The organism is Bordetella parapertussis (assembly GCF_020735925.1).
GTDB lineage: Bacteria > Pseudomonadota > Gammaproteobacteria > Burkholderiales > Burkholderiaceae_B > Bordetella > Bordetella pertussis.
The window spans coordinates 2,143,530-2,158,636 of sequence record NZ_CP085971.1 but is presented as its reverse complement, the minus strand read 5'-3'; the positions used below and the strand labels follow the sequence as shown (position 1 = coordinate 2,158,636).

The following is a 15,107-nucleotide window of genomic DNA, read 5'->3' as shown; positions in this document are numbered from 1 at the left end:
CGGCGCTATGGCCTGGCCGGGCGGCGGCGCCCGGCCAGAACGAACACGCCCGCCAGCACCAGCGCGGTACCGGCCAGCTGCCACACCGTAATGGGCTCGTCGAGGAACCACGCCGCCAGGAACAGGACCGACACCGGCCCCACCATGCCCAGCAGCGACGCGGTGGGCGCGCCGACCAGGGCAACCGCCCACATCAGCATGAACACCGGCAGCACCGTGTTGACGGTGGCGTGGATCACCGAATAGCCATAGACGGCGGCGGGCTGGACCAGCACCGATGCCGGGTGGATCAGGAAGAACTGGATCAGGCTGGCCACGCACGAGACCAGCATGGCATAGGCCACCAGCCGGGTTGCCCCGACCCGCTCGACCAGCTCTCCCGAACAGATCAGGTACACAGAATAGCTGAGCGCGGAGCAAAAAACGAAGAAAGACCCTGTCAGCACGTCGGCGCCCGCGCCGCTCTGGCTCAGGTCGTGCGACAGGACCAGCGCCACGCCCACGTAGGACAGCAGCATGGCGCCCCACTGGCGGCGCGTCACCGGCCGCTTCAGCCACCACGCCGACAGCAGCACCACCAGCGACGGCGACAGGAACAGGATCAGGCGCTCCAGCCCGGCCGTGATGTGGCGCAGCCCGAGGAAATCCAGGAAGCTGGACAGGTAATATCCCAGCAGGCCCAGCGCGCACAGCTGGCCGCGCTCGCGCCAGCTCAGCACCGGCAATTCGCCGCGCGCCGCGCGGCGCGCCTGCCACCAGGCCACCGCGGCAAAGAACGGCATGGCGAACAGCATGCGAAACGCGATCAGCGTCACCGCGTCGATGCCGTAGCGGTAGGTGAACTTGACCACGATGGCCTTGCCGGAAAACAACACCGCCCCCAGCGTGGCCATAAAAAAGCCCGCTGCCATGCCGGAAAAGCGGGAGGGGTCGGAAAGCTGCCTGTTGCGATTCATGCGATCATTTTAGTTTCGTCGCGCGGCCACCGCGCACCCGCCCCTTTCCGCAGTCCGCATTCATGACACGCCAACGCGCCCTCGTCTATATCCATATCGCCGCCGTCCTGTTCGGCCTGACCGGGGTCTTCGGCGAACTGATCCAGGCCGGGGCGGCCGTGATCACCCTGGGACGGGCGCTGTTCGCCGTCGGCGCGCTGGCCGTGTTCGCGCGCATGCAGCGCCGCTCGCTGCTGGGGGTGCTGACGCCGGCCCAGCTGTTCGTGCTGGTCATCGCCGGCTGCCTGCTGGCCGCGCACTGGGTGACCTTCTTCATCTCGGTCAAGGTGGGCGGCATCGCCATCGCCACCCTGGGCTTTGCCAGCTTTCCCGCCTTCATCACCTTGTTCGAGGGCCTGGTGTTCCGCGAGCGGGTGCGCCTGGCCGAGTGGCTGCTGCTGGGCCTGGTTACCGCGGGGCTGGTGCTGGTGACGCCGTCGTTCGACCTGGCCGACCAGGGCACCGTGGGGCTGGTCTGGGGGCTGGTATCCGGCTTTTCCTTCGCCATGCTGGCGCTGACCAACCGGCGCGCCGCGGCGGGCATGGACCCCATGCAGGTCGCCTGCTGGCAAAACGCCGTGGTGGCGCTGGTCATGCTGCCCTTCGCGGTGGTCCACCTGCCTGCCCTGCACGCGCTGGACTGGCTCTGGGTGGCGCTGCTGGGCATCTTCTGCACCGGGCTGTCGCACTACCTGTTCGTCTCCAGCCTGACCCGCCTGAACGCGCGCAGCGCCGGCCTGGTCATCGCGCTGGAACCCGTCTACGCCATCGGTTTTGCCTGGATCCTGTTCACCCAGGTGCCGACCCTGCGCATGCTGGCCGGCGCGGCGCTGATCGTCGCCGCCATCGTCTGGTCGGGGCTGCGCAAGAGCACGCACTGACCACCCTGCCCGGCCATGAACTGCCTTGACAATAGTTGCCTAGGCAGTAAATTCCGGCATGAATCCGCCCCGCTCCGCCTCGTCCGAACCGTTTGCGCACTACCGCGCCGACAGCATCTGTACCCGCGACGACAACGCCGGCTTTCTCATCAAGCTGGTGTCCAATTCGCTCAACCGGATGCTGGATCTGGAAATGGCGCCGCTGGGCTTGACCGCCATGCAATGGCGCCCGCTGGCCATGATCGCCAGCGGACGGGCCGACACCCCGGCCGAGCTGGCCCGCCTGATCAACGTCGACACCGGCGCCATGACGCGCACGCTGGACCGCCTGGAGGCCAAGGGCCTGCTGCGCCGCGTGCGCAGCCAGGAAGACCGGCGCGTCATCAAGATCGAACTGACGCCCGAGGGCCAGACCAAGGCGCGCGAAATACCGGCCTATATCGCCAAGGTGCTCAACCACCACCTGCGTGGATTCTCCACCGAGGAAGTGGCGCAGCTGCAGCACATGCTGCGCCGGATGATCGCCAACGGCTCGGTCGGCGGCTAGCCGCCAGGCCCCCGAAAACCCGCTCCCAGTCAGTCATCTTGCCATGGCATATGTACGAAATTGCGTCATAATAGCTGCCTAGTCAGATACAGATTAATCAATGACTTTAAGCGAACAGTCAGGATGAAACGGTTCCGCCTCCTTTCCGCAGCCCTGGCGCTGGCCCTGGGCGGTTGCGCCCTGATGGATCCGGCGCCGCCGCCGGTGGCCGAACTGGACGCCGCCCGCCTGGGCCTGAGCGCCGCGGGCGTGCAATGGCCGGCCCGGCAATGGTGGCAACGCTATGCCGATCCGCAGCTCGACGCCCTGGTGTCCGAGGCGCTGGCCAGCCATCCGTCGCTGGCCGCCGCGCGGGCCCGGCTGGCGCAAGCCAACGCCGCCGTCGCCGGCGCGCGCGCGCCGCTGCTGCCGCGCGTAGACGCCAACTACACGCTCACCCGCGAATACCTGCCGAAGAACTACATCTATCCCCCGCCCACCGGCGGCTCGGTGGTCAGCGACAACCGGCTGGCGCTGGACTTCAGCTACGAGCTGGACTTCTGGGGCAAGAACCGCGCCCGCCTGCAGGCCGCCGTTTCGCAGCGCGACGCGGCCGACGCCGACGCGCAGGCCGCCCGCAACCTGCTGGCGCGCGCCATCGTGCGCAGCTACCTCAACCTGCAGAACGCCTTCGCGCAGCGCGAGGTGCTGCAGCGCGTGCTGAGCCAGCGCGCCGAAGTGGTGGACCTGACGCGCGGCCGCAAGGCCGCCGGGCTGGACACCGAGGTGGAGGTCAAGCAGGCCGAATCGTCGCTGGCGGCCGGCCGGGTCGAGCTGACCCAGAACGAAACCACCATCGCCCAGCTGCGCAACCAAGTGGCGGCCCTGGCCGGCGCCGGCCCCGTGCGCGGCCAGGCGCTGGCCCCGGTCGCGCTGACCGCCCCCGGCGGGGTGATTCCGGCCAACGTACCGCTCGAGTTGCTGGGCCATCGGCCCGACGTCACGGCGGCGCGCTGGCGGGCCATCGCCGCGCGCCACGGCATCGAGGCCGCCAAGGCCGAGTTCTATCCCAACATCAACCTGGTGGCCTTCGCCGGCTTCGAGGCGCTGGGCACCGGCCGGCTGCTCGACGCCGGCAGCCGCGCCGCCGGCATCGGCCCGGCCATCACGCTGCCCATCTTCCATGGCGGCGAACTCAACGCCAACCTGGCGGGCCGCCGCGCCGACGCCGACCTGGCGGTCTCGGACTACAACCAGACGGTGCTCGACGCCGTGCAGCAGACCGCCGACGCCATCGATGCGCTGCGCCTGCTCGGCCGCGAGCAGGCCGAACAGCGCCAGGCCCGCGAAGCCATCGACGCGGCCTATGACCTGGCGGTCAAGCGCTATCGGGCAGGGCTGGGCAACTATCTGTCGGTGCTGATCGCACAGACGGGCGTGCTGACCCAGGCGCGGCTGGATACCGATCTGCGCATCCGCGCCTACCAGCTCGACGCCGACCTGGCCTACGCCCTGGGCGGCGGCTATGCGCCCCCGGCCACCACGGCGGCCTCCCCCTCTCATTGAATGAACCGGATTCACACCTCATGAGCCCCTCCCCGACCACCCACCCCGCCCGCAAACGCCTGCTGTGGCTGGCAACCGGTGTGTTCGCCGTGCTGGCCATCGCCTATGCCATCTGGTGGGCGCTGTTCGGCTCGCACTTCGAGAGCACCGACGACGCCTATGTCCACGGCAACCTGGTGCAGATCACGCCGCAGGTGCCCGGCACCGTCGTCGCCATCGAGGCCGACGACACGGAGGCCGTGACGGCGGGCCAGGCGCTGGTGCGGCTGGATCCGGCCGACACCGACGTGGCGCTGCAGCAGGCCGAGGCGCGCCTGGCCCAGACGGTGCGCCAGGTCCGCACGCTCTACGTCCAGAACGACGCCCTGGCCGCCGACATCGACGTACGGCAGGCAGAGATCGCGCGCGCCCAGGCCGACCTGAAGCGCGCCCAGAGCGACCTGCAGCGGCGCCAGACGCTGGCCAAGTCGGGCGGCGTCAGCGGCGAGGAAATCCTGCACGCCGAGACCGCGCTCAAGTCCGCCCAGTCGGCCCTGGCGCAGGCGCGCGCCAACCTGGCCGCCGCCCAGGCCAAGCTGGCGACCAACCAGGCGCTGACCGAGGGCACGACGGTGGCCGAGCATCCGGACGTGCGCAATGCCGCCGCCCAGGTGCGCAATGCCTGGCTGAACCGTTCGCGCACCGTGCTGCCGGCGCCGGTCGACGGCATCGTGGCGTGACGCGCCGCGCCGCGCAGGTCGGCCAGCGCGTCGCCCCCGGCGCCATGCTGATGAACGTGGTGCCGCTGGACCAGATCTGGGTCGAGGCCAATTTCAAGGAAGGGCAGCTGCGCCACATGCGCATCGGCCAGCCCGCCAGGATCACGGCCGACCTGTACGGCGGCTCGGTGGTCTACGACGGCAAGGTCATCGGCCTGGACGCCGGCACCGGCAGCGCCTTCGCGCTGCTGCCGGCGCAGAACGCCTCGGGCAACTGGATCAAGGTGGTGCAGCGGGTGCCGGTGCGCATCGCGCTGGACCCGGAGCAGCTCAAGACCCATCCGCTGCGCGTGGGCCTGTCCATGGACGTCGAGGTCGATGTCGGCGCCGAGCAAGGCCAGCCCGTGACCGCCGCGCCGCGCGCCGAACCGGCCCTCTCGACCCAGGTGTTCGAGCCGGCGCACGATGAGGCCGACGCGCTGATCGCGCGCATCATCCAGGCCAATCTCGCATCATGAGCGACAAGCCCAAGTCGTCCGCCGGCGGCGCGCCCTATCCGCCGCTGGAGGGCGCGACCCGCATCATCGGCTCGATCGCGCTGTCGACCGCGGTGTTCATGAACGTGCTGGACACCTCGATCGCCAACGTGTCGATCCCGACCATCTCGGGCGACCTGGGCGTGAGCACCAGCCAGGGCACCTGGGTCATCACCTCGTTCGCGGTGGCCAATGCCATCACGGTGCCGCTGACCGGCTGGCTGACGCAGCGCTTCGGCCAGGTCCGGCTGTTCCTCACCTCCACCCTGCTGTTCGTGCTGGCCTCGTGGCTATGCGGCTTCTCGCCCACGCTGGAAGCCCTGATCGGCTTTCGCGTGCTGCAGGGCGCCGTGGCGGGCCCGATGATTCCGCTGTCGCAGGCGCTGATGCTGGCCAGCTTTCCCAAGCACAAGGCCGGCATGGCGCTGGCGGTCTGGTCGATGACCACGCTGGTCGCGCCGGTGGCCGGGCCGCTGCTGGGCGGCTGGATCTCGGACAACTACACCTGGCCGTGGATCTTCTACATCAACGTGCCGGTGGGCCTGCTGGCGGCCTGGATCAGCTGGCGCGTCTACCGCGACCGCGAATCGCAGACCCGCAAGCTGCCCATCGACAAGGTAGGCCTGCTGTTGCTGGTGGTGTGGGTGGGCGCGCTGCAGATCATGCTGGACAAGGGCAAGGAGCTGGACTGGTTCGCCAGCCCCGTGATCATCGCGCTGGCCGCCACCGCCTTCGTGGCCTTCGTGTTCTTCCTGATCTGGGAGCTCACCGACGCCCATCCCGTGGTCGACCTGCGCCTGTTCAAGGAGCGCAATTTCACGGTGGGCGCGCTGACGCTGGCCGTGGCCTACGGCGTCTTCTTCGGCAACGTGGTGCTGCTGCCACTGTGGCTGCAGAGCAATATGGGCTACACCGCGACCTACGCCGGCATGGTGACCGCGCCGGTCGGGCTGCTGGCCATCCTGCTCACCCCCATCGTGGGCAAGATGCTCGCCACCCGCGACCCGCGCCAGATCGTCACCGTGGCCTTCATGGTGTTCGCGCTGGTGTGCTTCATGCGCGCGGGCTTCAACACGCAGACCGACGTGCGCACGCTGATGGTCCCGACCATCATCCAGGGCGCCGCCATGGCGATGTTCTTCGTGCCGTTGACGTCGATCACGCTGTCCAGTCTCGACGCCTCGCGCATTCCGGCGGCCTCGGGCCTGTCGAACTTCGCGCGCCTGACCGCGGGCGCGTTCGGCACCTCCATCGCCACCACCATGTGAGACAACCGCGCCAACCTGCACCACGCCCAGCTGACCGAGATCGCCACGCCGGGCCAGCAGGCCTTCGACCACACGCTGGGCACGTTGCAGAACGGCGCCGGCATGTCGCACCAGCAGGCGCTGACCGTGATCAACGGCATGATCGACACGCAGGCCTACACGCTGTCGGCGCTGGACGTCTTTTATGCGTCGGCGGCGATCTTCCTGCTGCTGACCGGCCTGGTATGGCTGGCCCGGCCCAAGTCCGCCAAGAGCGCGGGCGGCGGCGCGGCCGAGGCGGCGGCCGGCGCGCACTGAGCGCCAGGCCGCGCGGCCTCAGCCGGCGGCCACCAGCGCGGCGATGGCCGAACCCACTTCGGCCGTGGTGGCCTTGCCCTGCATGTCCGGCGTGCGCGGCCCGTCGACCAGCACCTGCTCGATGGCCGCGACCACCGCCGCCGCGGCTTGCGGATAGCCGAGGAAATCCAGCATCAGCGCGCCGCTCCAGATCTGCCCGATCGGGTTGGCGATGCCCTTGCCGTAGATGTCGGGCGCCGAGCCGTGCACCGGCTCGAACAGCGAGGGAAACTTGCGTTCCGGGTTGAGGTTGGCCGACGGCGCAATGCCGATGGTGCCGGTGCAGGCCGGCCCCAGGTCGGAAAGAATGTCGCCGAACAGGTTGGACGCCACCACCACATCGAACCAGTCCGGGTGCTGCACGAAGTGCGCGCACAGGATGTCGATGTGGTATTTGTCCCAGCGCACGTCCGGATAGGACGCGGCCATCTCGGCCACCCGTTCGTCCCACCACGGCATGGAGATCGAAATACCGTTGGACTTGGTGGCGGCGGTCAGGTGCTTGCCGCGCTTGCGCGCCAGTTCGAACGCGAACTTCAGCACGCGGTCGGCGCCCACGCGCGTGAACACGCTTTCCTGGATCACGACTTCGCGCTCGGTGCCGGCGAACAGCCGCCCCCCGCTGTTGGAATACTCGCCCTCGGTATTCTCGCGCACGATGAAGAAATCGATGTCGCCCGGCTTGCGGTTGGCCAGCGGCGTGGGCACGCCCGGCATCAGCCTGACCGGACGCAGGTTGATGTACTGGTCGAAATCGCGGCGAAAGCGAAACAGCGACCCCCACAGCGCCTCGTGGTCGGGCACGGCGTCGGGCCAGCCGATAGCGCCGAAGAAGATCGCCTCGTGGCCGCCGATCTGCGCGGCCCAGTCATCGGGCATCATCTTGCCATGGCGCGCGTAGTAATCGCAGCTCCAGTCGAAATGGTCCCACTGGAAATCGATGCCGAAACGCGTGGCGGCCGCCTCCAGCACGCGCAGCCCCTCGGGCATGACTTCCTTGCCGATGCCGTCGCCGGCGATGACGGCGATCCTGTGTTTTGCTGCCACCTCAGTCTCCTTGTATGCGATCGTGCGCGCGCCGCGCCGGCGCGAAGCCGGCCCGCATTATCGATCCAAACGGCGCGCGCGGCCAAGCGCGGGCCTAGCCGGCGTCAGGCGCCGCTCCAGGCCTCGGCGTTCAGTTTGTCGCTGTAGACCGGCCGGCGCTGCTGGCGCTCGACGTGCTCCAGCGCCGGCGTAATGACCTGCACCAGGCGCTCGAAGGCCGGTTCGATCTCTTTCTCGGGCACGCAGGCATAGCCGAGCAGCAGCCCGGGACGGGCGTCCTGCTCGCTGGCGTAGTAGCGCGACAGCGGCCGCGCGTGCAGCCCCAGCGTGCGCGCGGCGATGGAAATGCCCAGGTCGTCGGTGCCGTCGGGCAGGTGCATCACCAGGTGCAGGCCCGCCTCGTGGGTGGAAATCGGCCAGTCGGCGCCGAAGGCCCGCGTGACCGCCTCGCGCAACAGCGCCTGGCGTGCCGCATAGCGTTGCTTGACGCGGCGGATATGGGTGGCGTAATGGCCGCCTTCGATGAAGTTGGCCAGCACGGCCTGGTCCATCAGGCGCCCTTCGCGATACAGCTCCGACAGCCCGGTCGCGACGTGGCCGGCCAGCGGCTTGGGCAGCACCATGTAGGCCAGGCGGATGCCGGGAAACAGCGTCTTGGAGAAGGTGCCCAGGTACAGCACCCGGTCGTGCTGGTCCAGCCCCTGCAGCGAAGCGATGGGGCGTCCGTCGAAGCGGAACTCGCTGTCGTAGTCGTCCTCGACGATCCAGGCGCCGCGCTTGTGCGCGTAATCCAGCAGCATGCGGCGCCGCGCCAGGCTCATCACCATGCCCAGCGGATACTGGTGCGACGGCGTCACGAAGATGAAGCGCGGCGGATCCTGCAATTGCTGCGCGCTGGGCGCCATGCCCTCGTCGTCCACCGCGACCGCCACCGGCGTGATGCCGCAGGCCATCAGCGTCGAACGCGCGCCCCAATAGCCGGGGTTCTCCATCCAGGCGGTGTTGCCGTTGTCGCCCAGCAGGCGCGCCAGCACGCTGACGGCCTGGTGGATGCCGCTGGCCACGACGATCTGGTCGGCATCGCACTTGACCGAGCGCGACAGGCGCAGATGCTCGGCCAGCGCGCGGCGCAGGGGCATATAGCCGGCCCCGTACGCATAGGTCAGCAGTTCGGGCGGGGCCTGGCGCCAGCGCCGGCTCTGCAGGCGCTGCCACACCGCGCGCGGAAACAGCGAAACGTCGGGCACGCCGGCCACGAAGGCGCCCCATTGCCGATCGGACGCCGAGGCTTCGCGCACCAGCTTGGTGCCGCGGCGCGACAGCGCGAAGTGCTGCGCCGCGGCCTCGACCTCGGGCGGCGCCGGCGGCTCCGGCGTGGCCGGCACGGTATCGGAGACGAAGGTACCACTTCCGAAGGCCGACACGAGGTACCCCTCGGCCAGCAACTGGTCGTAGGCGTGCAGCACGGTATTGCGGGATAACCCTGTGTCGACCGCCAGCGCCCGGGTCGCGGGCAGCTTGGTGCCGGCGGGCAGGTCGCCGGCCAGGATCAGATCGCGCAGCAAATCGTAGATCTGCCTGGACAGCGGCGTGGCGCCGCGGCGTTCCAGCCGCTGCAGCAGGCACTCCGACAGAATGAGCTCTTTCAAAGTGGCACCACAAACAAAAAACGATTTGGACCTATTGAGAGTACCAAATATTCGATACGCTGCCTTTCACGTACTCAAGCTGGTCCAACAGAATGCAAAGGGGAAAATCTTGCAATCGGACACTGACTGCGTTGTTCCCGCCATCACGGCACCCGCCACGGCCCGCGCCGTGACCGGCCGCGCGGCCCCCGGCCGCCGCTTCCCCCCATCCCCCCGATTCGACGCTGTCGTCGTCAAGGCTCCCGGCTGAGGCCGGCGCAGTACGCCGCGCCCCGGCGCGGCAAGCGGTGTTCGCACCGCGCAGCAGCACGTTTGTTTCATCACCTTGCGGTAACCCGAACGTACCAGGCGGCAGGCGATCGACTTTGGCACAGGAGCCGATCCCCGCCGCCGTTCTTGAACTAGCCCGGAGGCCAGCAGTGAAACTCACACAACTCTTCAAACTGTCCGCAGCCGCCTTTACCCTGGCGGCGGCCCTTCCGCTGACGAACGCGCATGCCCAGACCCGGGGCGGCACGCTCAACCTGATCGTGCAGCCCGAGCCGCCGATCCTGATCCCCGCGCTCAACCAGCAAGGGCCGACCCAGTTCATCACCGGCAAGATCTATGAAAGCCTGCTGACCTATTCGTTCGATCTCAAGCCGCAACCCGGCCTGGCCAAGTCCTGGGAAGCCGCGCCCGACGGCCTGAGCTACACCTTCCATCTGCAGGAAGGCGTCAAGTGGCACGATGGCAAGCCGTTCACGGCCGACGACGTCGTCTTCTCGCTGTCCGACCTGCTGCCCAAGACCCACGCCCGGGCGCGCGTGATCCTGGGCAAATTCCTCGACAAGGTCGAAAAGGTCGACGACCACACGGTCGTGGTGCGCCTGAAGTCGGCCTTTCCCGCCTTCATGCTGATGTTCGAACCGGGCTTCGCGCCCATGATGCCCAAGCACATCTACGCGGGCACCGACTACGCCACCAACCCGGCCAACCAGAAGCCCATCGGCACCGGCCCCTTCAAGTTCAAGGAATGGAAGCGCGGCGAATACGTCAAGCTGGAGCGCAATCCCGACTACTGGAAAGAAGGCAAGCCCTACCTGGACGAGCTGGTCTTCAACGTGATCCCGGATTCGGCCTCGCGCGCGGTGGCGTTCGAACGCGGCAGCATCGACGCCCTGCGCGGCGGCGACGTGGACAACGTCGACGTCAAGCGCCTGCGCGGGCTGCCCGACGTGCAATACACCACCCAGGGCTGGGAGATGTTCTCGCCGCAGGCCTACCTCATCTTCAACATGCGCAAGCCGCCCTTCGACAACATCAAGGTGCGGCAGGCGGTGATGCACGCGTTCAACCGCAAGCTGGTGGTCGACAACATCTTCTTCGGCCTGGGCAAGATCTCGACCAGCCCGTTCGTGCCCACCGAGATGTTCTTCGACAAGGACATCCCGGCCATCCCGTTCGACATGAAGAAGGCGCGCGCGCTGATCAAGGAGTCCGGAATCAACCCGGGCGACTACACCATCCGCCAACTCAGCTTCCCCTACGGCGCGACCTGGGACCGCCTGGGCGAATACACCAAGCAGGCGCTCGAACAGCTGGGCTTCAAGGTCAATGTCGAATCGACCGACGCCGGCGGCTGGGCCAGCCGCACCGGCAACTGGGACTTCGACCTGACCACCACCTACAGCTACCAGTACGGCGATCCGGCGCTGGGCGTGCAGCGTCTGTACGTGACGTCCAACATCGTCAAGGGCTCGCCCTTCGCCAACATGCAGGGCTACAGCAACCCCGAGTCCGACAAGCTGTGGGAACAGGCCGCGGCCGAGGTCGATCCGGCCAAGCGGCAGGAACTCTACAACAAGATCCAGGCCCTCCTGGTTGCCGAGGTGGCCAACGGCTTCCTGGTCGACATGGAGTTCCCGACGCTGTATCGCGGCAAGGTCAAGAATATGGTCAAGACCGCCATCGGCATGAACGAGACCTTCGACGACGTGTACATCGAGAAGTGACGCGGCATGCGGCGGGCCGAGGAACGGCCCGCCGCCCGGCCCGCGCGGCCGCCCGCCGCCACGGGCGGTGAACTAGCAGGAGCGGCGCGCACCGCGCCCTCCGGGGGATGCATCGCATGAAATTCCTGTCTTTCTTCGCCTCGCGCCTGGGCAAGGCCCTGGTGGTCGTGCTGGGCGTGGTGATCATCAACTTCTTCCTCATCCGCATAGCGCCGGGCGACCCCGCCGCCGTGCTGGCCGGCCAGGCCGGCGCCGGCGACGCGGCCTATGTCGAGCAACTGCGCACCCAGTTCGGCCTGGACAAGCCCGTGCTGACGCAGCTGGGCATATACCTGAAAGGCGTGCTGCAGTTCGACCTGGGGTTTTCCTACCGCAATCACGTGCCGGTGCTGGACCTGATCGTCGAGCGCCTGCCCGCCACCTTCCTGCTGATGTCCGCGGCGTTCCTGTTCTCGGTCATCCTGGGCGTGCTGCTGGGCGTGGTCGCCGCGCGCGCGCTACGCCAACAAGCGCCGCTGGATCGACAGCAGCGTCATGACCGGCGCGCTGCTGCTGTACGCCACGCCGCTGTTCTGACTGTCGCTGATGGGCATCCTGCTGTTTTCCGTGATGCTGGGCTGGCTGCCGGCCTTCGGCATGGAGACCGTGGGCAGCAACCTGACCGGCTGGGCCCGCGTGCAGGACATCGCCTTGCACCTGATCCTGCCCACCGTGACGCTGGGCTGCTTCTTCATGGCGGTCTACGTGCGCCTGACGCGCGCCTCGATGCTGGAAGTGATCGGCATGGACTTCGTCAAGACCGCGCGCGCCAAGGGCGTCAGCGCCAACCGCGTCATCCGCGCCCACGTGCTGCGCAACGCCCTGCTGCCGGTCATCACCTTCGCCGGCATCCAGCTCGGCCAGATGGCCGGCGGCGCAGTCCTGACCGAGACCGTGTTCGCCTGGCCCGGAATCGGCCGGCTCATGTTCGACGCGCTCCTGCAGCGCGACTACCAGCTGCTGCTGGGCATCTTCCTGGTGACCTCCATCATGGTCGTGGTTTTCAACCTGATCACCGACGTGATCTACCGCCTGATCGATCCGCGCATCGCCGCCGGCGGCACGCAAGGAGCCGCCGCATGAATGGATTCATGAAACGCTATATGCGCAACTACGGCGCGGTCGCCGGGCTGGTGATCGTGGCGCTGGTGGTGCTGGTGGCCCTGTGCGCGCCCCTGCTGTATGAAGAGTCGCCGTGGATGATGGTGGCCAGCCCGCTGATCCCGCCCTTCACCGACTCGGCCTACCCGTTCGGCACCGACATGCTCGGCCGCGACATCACCGCAGGCCTGGTATGGGGCGCGCGCGTCTCGCTCATGGTGGGACTGCTGTCGGCGGGCGTGGCGCTGCTGTTCGGCATCGCCATCGGCGCCATCGCCGGCTATTGCGGCGGGCGCATCGACGATGCCCTGATGCGCTTTACCGAGTTCTTCCAGACCATTCCGCAACTGGCCATGGCGGTCGTGCTGGTGGCCGTGGTGGGCCCGTCGGTGTATTCGATCATGGGCGCCATCGCCCTGGTGTCGTGGCCGCCGGCCGCGCGCCTGGTCCGCTCCGAGTTCATGACGCTCAAGCAGCGCGAGTTCGTGCAGGCCGCCATCGTGATCGGGCAGACGCCCGGGCGCATCGTCTGCACCCAGATCCTGCCCAACGCCATGTCGCCCATCATCGTGTCGGCCTCGTTCATGGTCGCCACCGCGATCCTGACCGAATCGTCGCTGTCGTTCCTGGGCCTGGGCGACCGCAACCTGATGAGCTGGGGCTTCATGATCGGCGCGGCGCGCACCATGATCCGCGAGGCCTGGTGGATGAGCGTGTGGCCCGGTGTGGCCATCCTGCTGACCGTGCTGGCCATCAACCTGATCGGCGAAGGCCTGAACGACGCCCTCAATCCTCAACTGCGCAAGCGCGGCGAATAGGGGAATGACCATGAACGACCATGAAACCCTGCTTTCGGTACGCGACCTGACCATTGCGCTGCCGCGCGGCGGCGACCGCGAATACGCCGTGCGCGATGTGTCCTACGACATCCGCGCCGGGGAGATCCTGTGCATCGTCGGCGAGTCCGGCTCGGGCAAGTCGATGAGCGCCAACGCCATCATGGGCCTGCTGCCCGACTACCTCCAGCCGCAGGGCGGCCAGATCCTGTTCCGCGGCAAGGACCTGCTGCGGCAGGACGAGGCCACCCTGCTGTCGATGCGCGGCAAGGACATGGCCATGATCTTCCAGGAGCCGCTGTCGGCCCTCAATCCGCTGATGACCGTGGGCGAGCAGATCGGCGAAGTCATGCGCGTACACGACGCCTACCCCGGTCCGCAACGCCAGCGCCGCGTGCTCGAGCTGCTGGCGTTCGTCGGCCTGCCCGACCCGGCCGTCCTGTGCGACGTGTACCCATTCCGCCTGTCCGGCGGCCAGCGCCAGCGCGTGATGATCGCCATGGCCCTGGCGCTCGAGCCGGCCCTGCTCATCGCCGATGAGCCCACCACCGCCCTGGATGTCACCACCCAGGCGCAGATCCTCGCCCTGATCGCCCGGATCCAGAAGGAAAAGGGCATGGGCGTGATGTTCGTCACGCATGACTTCGGCGTGGTGGCCGAGATCGCCCATCGGGTAGCGGTGATGGAACAAGGCATCCTGGTCGAGCAAGGTCCGGCCGAGGAAGTCCTCAACCGCCCGCAACACCCGTATACGCGCCGCCTGATCGCCGCCGTCCCGCACCGGCGCGCCGACGCTCGCCCCCCGGTGGCGCAGGACGCGCCGGTGCTGGCGGTCGACAAGCTGTGCAAGACCTATGTCACCGGCCATGGCTGGTTCGGCAAGAAGCGGGTGGTGCGCGCGGTCGACGAGGTCAGCTTCGAGGTGCGCCGCGGCGAAACGCTGGGCATCGTCGGCGAATCCGGTTCGGGCAAGTCCACCATCGGCAAATGCCTGCTCAAGCTGATCGGCATCGACGGCGGCAAGCTGGTGTTCAACGGGCGCGATATCGCCGGATTGTCCGAAAGCCAGTTCCGGCCGTTGCGCAAGGACATCCAGATGATTTTCCAGGATCCGTTCGCCTCGCTCAACCCGCGCCAGACCGTGGGCCGCATCATCAGCGACGGCCCGGTCGCCAACGGCAAGACGCGCGCCCAGGCCGAAGCCCGCGCGCGCGAACTGCTGACCCTGGTGGGACTCGACCCCTCGGCCTTCGACCGCTATCCCAACCAGTTCTCCGGCGGCCAGCGCCAGCGCATCGGCATCGCGCGCGCCCTGGCGCTGGAGCCGCAGGTGCTGGTGGCCGACGAGTCGGTTTCGGCGCTGGACGTGTCGGTGCAGGCGCAGGTGCTTCAGCTGCTGCACGAATTGCAGCAGCGCCTGCGCATCGCGCTGATCTTCATCACCCACGATCTGCGCGTGGCGGCGCAGATCTGCAATGCCGTGCTGGTCATGCACCGCGGCAAGGTGGTGGAGTACGGCACCCCCGCGCAGATTTTCGACCAGCCGCAGAACCCTTATACGCAGCAGTTGATCGCCGCCGTTCCCGGCCAGCACTGGGACCCGACCAAGGCGCAGACCGCCTAGGGCCGCAACGC

Annotated in this window: 11 protein-coding genes and 2 pseudogenes; 10 read left to right on the top strand and 3 right to left on the bottom strand. The window is 68.1% G+C overall.

The annotated features are described in order from the left end of the window. Positions 1–5: 5 nt before the first annotated feature. Complete coding sequence (locus tag LK409_RS10300) at positions 6–956, bottom strand: DMT family transporter (protein WP_003813145.1); 951 nt, start codon at positions 954–956, stop codon at positions 6–8. Positions 957–1,018: 62 nt separating this feature from the next. Between LK409_RS10300 and LK409_RS10295 the strand changes: the two genes are divergently transcribed. The 6 genes and pseudogenes from LK409_RS10295 (at position 1,019) to LK409_RS10275 (ending at position 6,767) form a co-directional block, all read left to right on the top strand. After that, the gene (locus tag LK409_RS10295; protein WP_003813147.1) at positions 1,019–1,876 is read left to right on the top strand and encodes a DMT family transporter; all 858 of its coding nucleotides are present in this window, start codon (positions 1,019–1,021) and stop codon (positions 1,874–1,876) included. Between the two features lie 58 nt (positions 1,877–1,934). After that, positions 1,935–2,423, top strand: a complete 489-nt coding sequence (locus LK409_RS10290; RefSeq protein ID WP_003813149.1) for a MarR family winged helix-turn-helix transcriptional regulator — start codon at positions 1,935–1,937, stop codon at positions 2,421–2,423. Between the two features lie 123 nt (positions 2,424–2,546). After that, positions 2,547–3,968 carry an efflux transporter outer membrane subunit gene (locus LK409_RS10285; RefSeq protein ID WP_010928543.1) on the top strand — a complete coding sequence of 474 codons (1,422 nt, stop codon included), beginning with the start codon at positions 2,547–2,549 and terminating at the stop codon, positions 3,966–3,968. A 20-nt stretch (positions 3,969–3,988) separates the two neighbouring features. Beyond that, positions 3,989–4,687, top strand: a complete 699-nt coding sequence (locus tag LK409_RS22885; protein WP_440588488.1) for a hypothetical protein — start codon at positions 3,989–3,991, stop codon at positions 4,685–4,687. Further along, entirely contained in the window at positions 4,684–5,184 is a 501-nt protein-coding gene (locus tag LK409_RS22880) for an HlyD family secretion protein (protein ID WP_440588489.1), read from the top strand. Before LK409_RS22885 ends, LK409_RS22880 begins: the two co-directional genes overlap by 4 nt. Next, a pseudogene (locus tag LK409_RS10275) lies at positions 5,181–6,767 on the top strand (DHA2 family efflux MFS transporter permease subunit). Before LK409_RS22880 ends, LK409_RS10275 begins: the two are co-directional and overlap by 4 nt. Positions 6,768–6,785: 18 nt before the next feature. Here the strand turns inward: LK409_RS10275 and LK409_RS10270 are convergent. After that, a complete protein-coding gene (locus tag LK409_RS10270) occupies positions 6,786–7,853 on the bottom strand; it encodes a tartrate dehydrogenase (RefSeq protein WP_003813157.1) in 1,068 nt (355 codons plus the stop codon). Positions 7,854–7,957: 104 nt separating this feature from the next. Further along, positions 7,958–9,502, bottom strand: coding sequence for a MocR-like pyridoxine biosynthesis transcription factor PdxR (gene pdxR / locus LK409_RS10265; protein ID WP_010928542.1), 1,545 nt, complete (start codon positions 9,500–9,502; stop codon positions 7,958–7,960). A 419-nt stretch (positions 9,503–9,921) separates the two neighbouring features. Here pdxR and LK409_RS10260 point away from each other — a divergent pair, with 419 nt between their 5' ends. From LK409_RS10260 to LK409_RS10245, 4 genes and pseudogenes are all read left to right on the top strand, one after another. Further along, a complete protein-coding gene (locus tag LK409_RS10260) occupies positions 9,922–11,496 on the top strand; it encodes an ABC transporter substrate-binding protein (RefSeq protein ID WP_010928541.1) in 1,575 nt (524 codons plus the stop codon). Positions 11,497–11,603: 107 nt separating this feature from the next. Continuing rightward, positions 11,604–12,618 (top strand): annotated as a pseudogene (locus LK409_RS10255) (ABC transporter permease). Beyond that, on the top strand, positions 12,615–13,454 hold the full coding sequence (locus tag LK409_RS10250; RefSeq protein ID WP_003813165.1) for an ABC transporter permease: 840 nt from the start codon (positions 12,615–12,617) through the stop codon (positions 13,452–13,454). The pseudogene LK409_RS10255 and the gene LK409_RS10250 overlap by 4 nt, the downstream one beginning before the upstream one ends. A 4-nt stretch (positions 13,455–13,458) precedes the next feature. Beyond that, complete coding sequence (locus tag LK409_RS10245; RefSeq protein WP_003813166.1) at positions 13,459–15,096, top strand: ABC transporter ATP-binding protein; 1,638 nt, start codon at positions 13,459–13,461, stop codon at positions 15,094–15,096. The last annotated feature ends 11 nt before the right edge of the window (positions 15,097–15,107 follow it).

Excerpts from the sequence above, each read along its gene's own strand:
- LK409_RS10300 (WP_003813145.1), bottom strand. The coding sequence starts at position 956 with ATGAATCGCAACAGGCAGCTTTCCGACCCCTCCCGCTTTTCCGGCATG.
- LK409_RS10295 (WP_003813147.1), top strand. The coding sequence starts at position 1,019 with ATGACACGCCAACGCGCCCTCGTCTATATCCATATCGCCGCCGTCCTG.
- LK409_RS10290 (WP_003813149.1), top strand. The coding sequence starts at position 1,935 with ATGAATCCGCCCCGCTCCGCCTCGTCCGAACCGTTTGCGCACTACCGC.
- LK409_RS10285 (WP_010928543.1), top strand. The coding sequence starts at position 2,547 with ATGAAACGGTTCCGCCTCCTTTCCGCAGCCCTGGCGCTGGCCCTGGGC.
- LK409_RS22885 (WP_440588488.1), top strand. The coding sequence starts at position 3,989 with ATGAGCCCCTCCCCGACCACCCACCCCGCCCGCAAACGCCTGCTGTGG.
- LK409_RS10250 (WP_003813165.1), top strand. The coding sequence starts at position 12,615 with ATGAATGGATTCATGAAACGCTATATGCGCAACTACGGCGCGGTCGCC.
- LK409_RS10245 (WP_003813166.1), top strand. The coding sequence starts at position 13,459 with ATGACCATGAACGACCATGAAACCCTGCTTTCGGTACGCGACCTGACC.